Raw genomic sequence first — 11,061 nt, 5'->3', positions numbered from 1 at the left:
TCTCATTATAATATGCCCTCTAAATATGTGATTTGCTCACCAGACTTACTATAAATATACCCAATCCCCTCGGCGTAGTATTGATCTATTGAAGAATCTTGTGAGGTATTAATTCTTAATTTCCAGACACCTTTATACTTTATTCCATTTGGTGCTACAAAAGAACCTATATATTGCCATTGGTGGAGATTATTTAATGGGCCAGCTTTAAATGTTAAATCATTTTTTGGGCCAAGAATCGGACTACTCCAGTGATAGGAACCATCATCAGAAGGTATCCATGATGAAATATTTTCGTTTTCAATTGAGGAGAAATTTTCTGATACTACCGTTGGAAGATTGTATTTATAACTATCCTCCTTTGAATATTCTAGTGTTGTAGTGTACTTGTAAGCATCTCTACCTTGGTAACTAACTTTATCAGAAGTGCTTATATGCATAATCAAGTTATCCTTGAAAACACCTCCAATTTTCATGACATATCGATAGGTTTTTCCAGGCCTAGGGAGAAGGGGATTTTTTGAAAACAGTTTGATAGAACTTGCTTGTTTTTGAAGATTTCTTTGTAGTTCATCAATTTTTTGTTGAGAAATATCTGTGATTCCTTTTCTAAGAGCAGGATTTTCTTCTCTTTGTTTTTGCATTTGCTCTTCAAAAATAATTTCAGTTTTAACCTGATCAGCGAATTCTTTGAACATTTGACGGTCATTGATCTTAGAATCCATTTGATCAGAAGTAACACCAGAGAATTCATTTTGAGGATCAAAATTGATATCTGTAGGGAAGATTTTTGACAACAATTTCTCAGCTAAAGACACTTCCAATTTATCAAACTGAGCATCTTTATTTTTTGCAATTTGAGCAATTTGTAGAAATGCTTCAGGAACAACATACTCTTGATTAACAAGAATATCAAAAGCTTCACTCCTCGTATTCACATTTAATAATAATTTCGCAGCTTGAATTTGAACCTTTGGACTATTTGACTCAAATTTTGTAAAAATCCGCATCGCATTTCTAACTTTTAGCATATTGTCTGAAAAAATTAGATTTTCTAATATTTCTAATTCATCCCTTCCAATTTCACTTACCCTCTCAAGAAGTATGGTGCCCATTTTATTAATATCAACATCTTCATACTTTTCATTATTTTCAGTTTCTGCAAAAATATCTATAGCAACACTGATAGGTAATATCCTAAATTTATGGGGTCTAATTTGTGACGTTGTTAAGAAATTTCTAGCTTCTTCAAAACTTAAAACACTCCTTAGACTATCTTCTTTGCTACTTGTAACCGGTTCTATTGAAAGTAATAGACGCTCAGGATCTTCAGTCCATCTCGGTTTAATTCCATGTTCAATATTTTCTTTTGCTAATTTTACAATTTCACAGAAAATATAATCATCGACAACCTTATGGGCCTTAATTACATCGTACGCCCTTTCGGCGAAGTCTTTATTACGTAATAATTGAAGAAGCTTTAATTGGGTTAGAAAATGAAAAGGCCCTTTAATTTTTTCTAATATTCTTAGGGCATTTTCTATTTTTACTTTTGAATTAAGCTCTAAAATTTTAGGAAATATTTCTTTATGCTCTTTGGTTAATTCCTTAACCCTATTTATAATGATAGTTGTAATCTGATAGTAATCCTTACCTAAAAAAGTTTCATTATCATCCATTTTTAAATAGAGATCAATTAGATCATCAATCGACATTGTTAAAGTTATATCGGGATTTAGTAAATGAGTTTTAAATAGATTTTGAATTTGAATCTCACTCAGTCCTGCTTCAAGAAGCAAATCATTTTTATTCTCACTTTTAGGTTCTAATATGACTAATAGTCTTTGGGGATCTTCGAATTGAGAAACTACCAGTTTAAAACGAGCATTGTATTTGGCCATTTGAATGATCATCTTATAAGTTTCATTTTCTACGACTTTTTGATATTTGAGTACATCGAATGCTTGCTGTGAAAATTTGGAATACCCAAGTTTTTCTACAACTTTCAACTGAGCTGAGGGTGATAGAGGATGTATTTTTTCCAAAATGCGGAAGATTTCAAGTACATGTTCATCTGAATCAATTAAAGATTCTAAAGTTCTTCTGTCATCAATAGAGAGTTCACTTGAACGATTTTTTATACTCATACTCAGATCTCTCATACTAAAGTTATCGAGATCTTTTTGGTTGCTATTTTTTAATTCACCTAATCTTTCAACTAATTTACTGATTTCAAGCGTTTTTAGCGGCCCCGGATTAAGTTCCCCATGAATTTTAAAATTTTCATTCTGGGTCTCTGTGATGCCACTTTGTTCGAGAAGTATATTTTTGTTTTTGATAACAGTTTTTGGATGGTATTTCATTTCACATTCATTAAAATCTTTCTTCTCAGTTGCAAATATGTAAAAGGAATAAAAAGAAAGTAAGACTACTTTTAAAATGATTCTTTTATAGTTTGAATGAATCATACCTGCTCCTGCTTAAAGACTATATGGAATGTATATACCTAGTTTTAGTTTCGAAATATATGAAAAATACTCAAAATTTTTAATTTTACATGTTTCAATTACTTAGCAACATTTTTTGTTTGTGAAACAAAGTGATTTTTATGCGGTAACCTCTAGTAGTGCATGAGCACACTAGGAATCCCCTCCGTTTCGGAGGGGAGGACGTCAAGAAATCAGAAGGCCTTAATAATATCAAGACCTTTTTTAAGACAACAAAAAGCAAATCGAGTCTTTAATTTTAATCGATCACCCCTAAAATATTGTATGTCTGCCCCGGAAATGATTTCTCCATTTTTCCGATAGGCCCATCCAAAGGATAAAGTTCCAACTGGCTTTTCTTTCGTACCACCTGATGGGCCAGCTATTCCTGAAGTAGAGAGGGCCATATCTGAATTGTAGGCCTTAAGGGAGCCTATGGCCATTTGTTCAGCTGTTTCAACACTCACTGCTCCTACTAGTTCAAGTGTACTTCTTTGGACTCCCAAAAGATTTACTTTGGCCTCATTAATATAGGTGACCATGCCCCCTAAAAAATGTGAGGAAGAACCAGATATATCAGTGATAAGTGATGATAAAAGACCTCCTGTACAACTTTCTGCAAATGAAAATTTTAGATTTTTTTCTTGAGCTCTTTTTAAAAATAATTCGGGTAATTCATCTTCACCAATATGCCAAATGTGATTGAGAAGTAAGCTTTCATTAATTATTTTATATAATAGATTTTTTTTCTCATTTGTAGTGTTCTCAATAGTAACAACGATATCAACTCCAAAAACCCGTGGGAGTGAACTTACTTTTCCAAACTGTTCGAGATCTGGCCAAAGAGTTGGACAAAGCTCATAAAAGATTTTCTCTTCTGGTATTCCAAATGTTCTAATGCGAATTTTTTCACTTTTTGTTTTATCAAAGTTTAACTTTGTTGTGAGTTCAGGGAAAAATTCATCACTTACCATTTTTTGAAATTCGCTGGGTACTCCTGGTGCACAACAGATAAATTGATTTTCTTTTTCATATAAAATCCCCGGTGCTAATCCTCCAGGATTGTTAATGGGCCTAAATTCTAGAGGCAGAAATTGGTAAGGGTTATCATGCTTTGCATCTTTTTCCAATGACCAATCCCTTTGTGCACGGAGATAATTGGACGCTGCCACCTTTTCTGATTCCTTATTTGGAACAATTTTAAGTCCAAATGCTTTTGCCAGGGCAACTTTTGTCCGATCATCTTTGGTTGGGCCTAGGCCTCCAGTGACAAAGGTAATATCGTATTTTTCATCAATGGCCTTTTTAAAAGATACTTCTAGATTAAAATCTTTATCTGGTAAGATTTGAACCCGTTCAAGCTCTAAAGAATTTTCATGTAGAAAATTGGCCAACCATTTAGTGTTCATATCAACAATTTGGCCAGTTAATAATTCATCACCTATAACTAAAAGCTGAATTTTCATAAAAATTGTCCTTCATCAAATTACGCAAGATCACTTTATAGACAAAAAATTAGAATAACGATAGGATGCTGCATATTATATTATAAAATAACCAGGTGTATCATGAATTATCAAGAAGTCAATTTCGATGGTCTTGTAGGGCCAACACACAATTATTCAGGACTCTCTCATGGAAATCTTGCCTCTTTTGACAATAAAGGACATGTTTCTCACCCCAAATCTGCTGTTTTGCAGGGGTTAAAAAAGATGAAGTCATTGCATGATATGGGTCTACCTCAAGCGATTATTGCGCCACATGAACGACCAAATATTTCTCTACTTAGAAATTTTGGATTTTCTGGTAAAGAAGATGAAATTATTGAAAAAGTTTACAAAGTTGATCCAACTTTGTTGGCAATTGCAACCTCGGCCTCTCCCATGTGGACGGCCAATGCGGCCACAGTTTCGCCAAGTCCTGATACTAAGGATGGAAAGGTTCATATTTCAGTGGCTAATTTAAATAGTCTTCCTCATAGGTTTCAGGAAAGTGAACAAACGCAGAGGATTCTTAAGGCCATCTTTAATGATGAAAAATATTTCACAATCCACTCTGCGATACAAGGTGGAAATGCTTTTGGGGATGAAGGTGCTGCAAATCATACACGTCTATGTTTAGATTATGGTCAAAAGGGAAAAGAAGTTTTTGTTTTTGGAAAATATGCTTTAGACATATCTAAACCAAGGCCCCGAGGACTGCCGGCCAGACAAACTTTTGAGGCCTCTAATACACTAATACGACGTCATAATCTTAAAAAAGACGTGGCCATTCTTGTCCAACAAAGTCCTGAAGTTATCAATAAAGGAGTTTTTCATAATGATGTCATCTCTGTGGGAAATAAAAACGTCCTTTTGTACCATGAAGATGCTTTTATTGAAGGTGATCATCATATTGAGAATCTTAAAAAATCCTTTGATGAATTTATACCAATTAAAATCTTAAATAAAAAAGTTACTGTTGAAGATGCGGTTAGATCCTATCTGTTTAATACCCAACTTGTGAGTTTGAAGGATGGTTCTATGGCCATCATCGCACCCAAAGAGTGTGAGGAAAATTCTGCTGTAAGAAAACAGATTACAGAAATCATTAAGGATCAAAGTAACCCAATTAAAGGAGTTCATTTTTTTGACCTTAGAGAAAGTATGCAAAATGGGGGAGGGCCTGCTTGCTTGAGATTGAGAGTGGTTTTATCTGATGAAGAACTACAAGCAATCAATCAAGGTGTTCTTTTTACAGATGAACTTTATGAAACTCTTGTTTCTTGGGCCAATAAACATTATCGAGATAAAATCAGGCCATCTGATATTAAAGATCCCAATCTTTTGAAAGAATGCCGACAAGCACTAGATGAACTTACAAAGATTTTAAAGCTTGGTAACATCTATGAGTTTCAAAGGTAAGTGATTAAGTGCCAAAAACAACTCAGTTTACATTAAAATATGATCAAGATCTTGATGAATATCTGAATAGAGAATTTCCAAAGATGATTGATTATCGCATTCTTTCACAAAGTTTAGATGCGAGGGGTTCTAATAAGGGGCGAGTTCCAACTTTTCAATACAGAGTTGAAATAATTGAAAATGGTGAAACTTTTACTGTTTATAAGGAGTCATTTACTCAAAAGAAACCCTTCATAAAAAAACCAATTATTATTGGCACTGGGCCTGCGGGTCTTTTTTGTGCTCTAAGGTTTGCTGAATATGGTATACCTTGTACGCTTATAGAGCGTGGAAAAAGAGCACATGAACGAATGAAGGATATTGCGCAGTTTTGGCGATATGGAAAATTTAATACCGAAAGTAATGTGTGTTTTGGAGAAGGTGGAGCTGGACTTTTTAGTGATGGGAAATTGATTACAAGAGTGAAGTCACCTTACGTACAGTATGTCATGAATCGCTTAGTTGATTTTGGGGCACCTGAAGAGACAGCATATCTATCAAATCCTCACTTAGGTTCAAATAAAATTCGTATCCTCATTGGTAAGATTTCAAAATATTTAGTTGAAAATAAATTTGATATTAAATATGAAACAAAATTGGAAAAAATTATTTTTGAAAAAAACAAAGTGTGTGGAGTAGAACTCTCAAATGGTCAAAAAATTGAAACAGATCATGTTATATTGGCCACTGGCCATTCTGCTGGAGATATCTATCAACATTTAGTAGATGAAAATGTATCTATGAAACAGAAGGATTTTGCTGTCGGTGTACGTGTTGAGCATCCTCGTGAACTTATTAATAAAATACAGTATGGAAATTTTTCTACTGATGACCGATTGGGGACAGCAAGGTATCGTTTAAGTTATGAAAATAGAGAGCAAAAAAGAGGGACATATAGTTTTTGTATGTGCCCTGGAGGCCATGTTTTATCTTCTGGAACTGAGGCGGATGGAATTGTTGTAAATGGTATGAGTAATTATTCTAGAAGATCTCCCTGGTCAAATGCAGCGCTAGTGGTTTCAGTAAAGGCCGGTATAGATTTTTCTGAAGAAGATGTTTTGAGTGGGTTAAAATTTCAAAGAGAAATTGAACAAAAAGCATTTTTAATTTCAAAAGACAAAGCGAGTGGAAAAGAACTTCCTTCTCAAACCCTTTATGAATTTTTGGATGATAAATTAAATCATCATTTTTCAGTTCTCTCTTCAGCACCTTCAAAACTTGTTCACGCTAGATTAAGTCAAGTTTTACCAAGCTTTATTACAGATCACTTGAAAAATGCACTGATACATTTTGATCGCAATATGCCCGGTTTTATTTCAAAAGATGGTCTTTTTATAGCTCCAGAAACGAGAACATCTGCTCCTGTTTCTATTTTGAGAAATCGTGAAACTCTTGAATCAGAGAGTCACAAAGGACTTTATCCTTGCGGGGAAGGGGCAGGACACGCAGGAGGAATCACATCTGCTGCTGTAGATGGAGTGAAGGTCGCAGAATCAATAATAATGAAAAATCTTTAAACATTCAGTGGTGAGTTCAAATAGGCCGTAGGATCTTGATTTGTAAAATCAATATTGTAGTAATCATTAAAACCACCTCTAATCGGTGAGGTTTGGTAAAATTCAGCTCCTCCAAGCTTAGACCAATAATACTCACTTCCTCTAATCGCCGCTGGTCCTATTCCGTAGGTATTATTCACAAAGCCATTTTTCCAGTAGTAATAACCGTTATAATTTCCATAAGGATTTGAAAAATCAAATTCTGTTGAATTGGCATAAGTTGAGGCGTAATTATTAAAAATAGAGAAATTATACTTGAGGTCTTGGATTGCTTTTCCTCTTTCAAAATAAAACGTCTGATTAGGCATGGAGGAATTTAGATAAGTATTTCCAATCGTGACGAGACCATTAGCAGTTTCATTCCAGAAACTGGGCTGGTTATACCAAGCGAATGCACTTTTAGGACTATTCCAATCGTCATTATAAAATTCCGTAATCTTTGTAAATTTAGTGTCTAGAAACCTTACGTTTTTACAAAAATTAGGAGCTAAAGCTTGATAAGTTTTGCTCCCCTTTCCAATACATAGATTAGATACTACTTTCCTATTGTCCTGTGGATCCAATTTATTCGTCTTATCAAATGAGTCTTGATCAAATTGTACTGCCCAATCGAAACCAAGTGGGTTTTCTTTTTCTAGAATTTTTGATGTATCCTCTATCAAATTGAATAAAATTTCATTTTTGTTTGTATCAGCATCATGAATACTACATGTTTCATAATAATTTGATCCATGATATTCTTTTTTACAGCGAGAACGGTAATCTATTACTATCAAATGAGCAAGTTGTTCCAAATCTTTAAATTCTTTTTTGTCTCTAATATCATTGATTTGATTATTGATTTTCTCCCGTTCCTTTTCTTTTAATCTGAGGTCATCTTTAAAAGGAGAGGCCTCATATCCACTTATTTCCATAAGGCATTTGGCCAGAGGTTTCTTAATGTCGATCTCTTTGGATTTAACTATTTGTTTCATACCGTCAGCTATTTGAAGATAGTCTACACATCCGTCAAATTTGTTTTTTGTTTTTGCTTTAAGATCTTTTATAAAATCTTCTGGTGTTTTGTTCACGCCCGTTGCAAAATTAGCTACATTTGGAAGTTTATTTTTCTCTAGATACTCTTTGACTTTTATTTCACCTTCTCGATTCATCATTTGGTTGATAAATTCTTTAGATTCATTAATCTTGTCTTCGTAAGTTTTATAATCCTCAGACAATTGTGATTGTGCTGCACTCTGATCCAGGTAGATTCGATTATTTTCATTCATAAGGTCATTAATCGTATAATAAATGCTTCTAAAAAAACCTTTTACGCTATTTTTATCACTGTATTCAAAATATTCCTTCATTTCATCAATATGCTTACTTAAATTGTTAACGATGGTTACTGCTTTTCTTTTACAATCATTTCTAACATTTTCAAACTCCACCTTGTCAGCTAAGTCTCTCGAGGTAACATCATACTGCTCTTGTTTATCCTTGTTTCTTTTTCGAAATATTTCAAAAATTCTATCAACTGTGAGATTTCCACATTTATTATTTGAGGGGGGCACAGTATCTGAAACGAAATCTGTAATCAAGTTTCTTATTTGTTTGGCATAACTTACACCTTTATCTAATTTTTTTATAAAATCTTTTCGATTTTCCCTATTTTTTAGATCAGGTTTGTTTTTAACTCCATCGAAATACTTATCAGTGTAGAGATCAAATTTTTGTTTAAGTGTTAAGCTTTCCCGCACTGTAGGACTAAAACCATCTTCTCTATCTTTTTCTCTTTGAATCTTTAAAGTTTCAAGCAAGCCTTTTGTTGAATCAATGAAATCATTTCTGAGACTAACTGGATCAGCAGGGATTTGATCATAGAACTGAGTTTTAAAATAACTGCAACTGTCTATTTGACCACGCCCTATACAGTTACGTATTTCTTCAATATCAAGAAGATTTTGATTTGTACTTTTCAATTTGTCACTACTGATTTCTCCAGTCGTATCTTCTTCATCACTTAATTTATCATGGAAGCTCGAGAGTAGCTTTAATCTTTGAGCATAGAGAATTTCTTTGCCTAATTCATTATTAAGAGTTGTGAGTTTAATGTCACCTTTATTTTTTAGATTATTGAGTTCTTTTACTTTATCACTTAGCTTGTCATAAGTAGCTTGCAGTCCTTTCATAAAATTAATTTCGGCCATTAGATAATTAGACTTTTTCATTAATGTAGCTAAATCGTCACTACCTCCATCTGAATGTAATGTATATTGTTCCGTCGTTACATTCTTTAGATCTTTTGTCAGCTCAGTACAACTGGCCCTATAGTTATCAAAATAATCATCTCCAATGACAGAATTGAAAACTGACATGCTTATCAGAACAAATATTAAGTGAGTTGAATTTTGAAAAAGATTAATAATCTCCCCCCGACATACTCATTATATATCAGTAACTTATCGGCAACAGAGTGAAAAAAACTAAATGAGTTAAATATTTGAAATAACTCATGTTATAAAAAATATGACTGCCATAAATTGTGGTCATTTTCAATCGCAAGTAATGTGTGATTTTCAAGGATTAACTGTTTTACAGAATATTCAAAAACTTAAAATATCCCAAATCCATGTCATTAAAATTGTGCTCTAACTTTTCCTAAATATTATTGAGTATGTTTGAAAGTCCAAAAATATACCAAGTAGGACTTTGAAATTATTAATTTTTCCACACTATTATTTCTATGTTTAATTTCTCCATATTTCGTGAACATTCTTCTTACATACTAAATCCAGCAAAGGAGGTCGCATGTATAAGCTACCAAATCTTATCACGAGTTCAAATGATTTTGCATTTGACTCTACTACCGGAACAAGTTACTCGCTCAACTCTGCAGGTAAAGAGGTTATCGAACTTTTAAACAAGGGCCAGGGGATTAGTCAAATTACTGATTACCTTATTTCTAAGTATGAACTAGACAAACAAGAAACCCATATTGAAGTTGTTGAATTTATCACAAAATTAAAAATTTATGGGCTTACGGTGCAATCATGAGAATAGCAATAACTGGAATCAATGCCACTGATAATCCTGGCCCTGGAGTAGGGGTCGCCAGATGTATAAGAGAAACTTTTCCTCAGGCAAAAATATTTGGATTGAGTTACGACCTAAATGATCCTGGCAACTATATGGATTTTCTCTTTAATGAAACTTTTATTCTTCCTTATCCGAGTAATGGATTTGAGAGAATATTAAGTAAAATTAAGCTAATTAAAACACAATATGGATTAGATTTTATTATACCATGCCTAGATGCTGAACTTCCTTTATTTATCAAACATAAAAATGCATTAGAGGAGTTGGGAATCAAAACACTTCTGCCTAGTGAAGAACAATTTAATCTTAGAGATAAGCAATTACTTACAGAACTTTCTAAAAATATTGGACTTTTTCACCCTCAAACAATTGTCGTCGAAGACTTAAATCAATTATTAACTCTGGCCAATGAGAACTTAAAGTTCCCGATGCTTGTGAAAGGTCGCTATTACAAGGCCTATATTGTGAAAAATGTTCAGGAACTACTTGGTCGGGCCTATGAAATTTCAAATGAATGGGGACTTCCTCTTCTACTCCAAGAAATGGTCTCTGGTGAAGAGTTTAATCTAATTGGCGTTGGGGATGGAAAAGGTGGCCACCTAGGAATAGTGGCCATTAAAAAAATATCTACAACTCATCTTGGAAAAATCTGGATGGGAGTCACCATTGAGAATGAAAAAATTATTGAAAGTGCTAATAAATTTATAAAACACACAAAGTGGCGCGGACCTTTCGAAATTGAATGTATTTTTAATAATGAACAAAATTTCCTAATTGAAATTAATCCTAGATTTCCTTCTTGGGTCTATTTCAGTAAATCAGTAGGCATTAATTTACCAGTAAATTTAATCAATATTTTAAAAAACGAAAACTTTCGGCCCTTAAGCAATGAATACGAAAGAGGAAAACTTTTTGTGCGCTATTCTTATGAACTTGTAACTGATGTGTCAAAAATGGGAATGCTCATTGCTGGCGCAAATTTAAAAAACCAAGGATAAA

The 11,061-nt window shown here is 33.5% G+C and carries 7 protein-coding genes; 4 read left to right on the top strand and 3 right to left on the bottom strand.

Annotation, left to right across the window (positions count from 1 at the left end):
• Positions 1-5: 5 nt before the first annotated feature.
• Both H6622_09400 and H6622_09395 read right to left on the bottom strand, forming a co-directional pair.
• A complete protein-coding gene (locus tag H6622_09400; GenBank protein MCB9061724.1) occupies positions 6-2,468 on the bottom strand; it encodes a hypothetical protein in 2,463 nt (820 codons plus the stop codon).
• A 212-nt stretch (positions 2,469-2,680) separates the two neighbouring features.
• Positions 2,681-3,952, bottom strand: coding sequence for a nicotinamide-nucleotide amidohydrolase family protein (locus H6622_09395; GenBank protein MCB9061723.1), 1,272 nt, complete (start codon positions 3,950-3,952; stop codon positions 2,681-2,683).
• Positions 3,953-4,054: 102 nt separating this feature from the next.
• Here H6622_09395 and astB point away from each other — a divergent pair, with 102 nt between their 5' ends.
• Positions 4,055-5,389: an N-succinylarginine dihydrolase gene (gene astB / locus H6622_09390; GenBank protein ID MCB9061722.1), complete on the top strand. Its 1,335-nt coding sequence runs from the start codon at positions 4,055-4,057 to the stop codon at positions 5,387-5,389.
• Between the two features lie 83 nt (positions 5,390-5,472).
• The gene (locus H6622_09385; protein MCB9061721.1) at positions 5,473-6,945 is read left to right on the top strand and encodes an FAD-dependent oxidoreductase; all 1,473 of its coding nucleotides are present in this window, start codon (positions 5,473-5,475) and stop codon (positions 6,943-6,945) included.
• Here H6622_09385 and H6622_09380 read toward each other — a convergent pair.
• The gene (locus H6622_09380; GenBank protein MCB9061720.1) at positions 6,942-9,341 is read right to left on the bottom strand and encodes a hypothetical protein; all 2,400 of its coding nucleotides are present in this window, start codon (positions 9,339-9,341) and stop codon (positions 6,942-6,944) included. The genes H6622_09385 and H6622_09380 overlap by 4 nt on opposite strands.
• A gap of 433 nt (positions 9,342-9,774) precedes the next feature.
• Here H6622_09380 and H6622_09375 point away from each other — a divergent pair, with 433 nt between their 5' ends.
• Together H6622_09375 and H6622_09370 are read left to right on the top strand one after the other, a co-directional pair.
• Positions 9,775-10,020 (top strand): PqqD family protein, encoded by a 246-nt coding sequence (locus H6622_09375; protein ID MCB9061719.1) that lies wholly within the window; start codon positions 9,775-9,777, stop codon positions 10,018-10,020.
• Positions 10,014-11,060, top strand: coding sequence for an ATP-grasp domain-containing protein (locus tag H6622_09370; GenBank protein MCB9061718.1), 1,047 nt, complete (start codon positions 10,014-10,016; stop codon positions 11,058-11,060). Before H6622_09375 ends, H6622_09370 begins: the two co-directional genes overlap by 7 nt.
• Position 11,061 lies beyond the last annotated feature (1 nt).

Source organism: Halobacteriovoraceae bacterium, assembly GCA_020635115.1.
Classification (GTDB): domain Bacteria; phylum Bdellovibrionota; class Bacteriovoracia; order Bacteriovoracales; family Bacteriovoracaceae; genus JACKAK01.
Note: the sequence above shows the minus strand (reverse complement) of the source record. Positions and strands in the feature narration are given on the sequence as shown.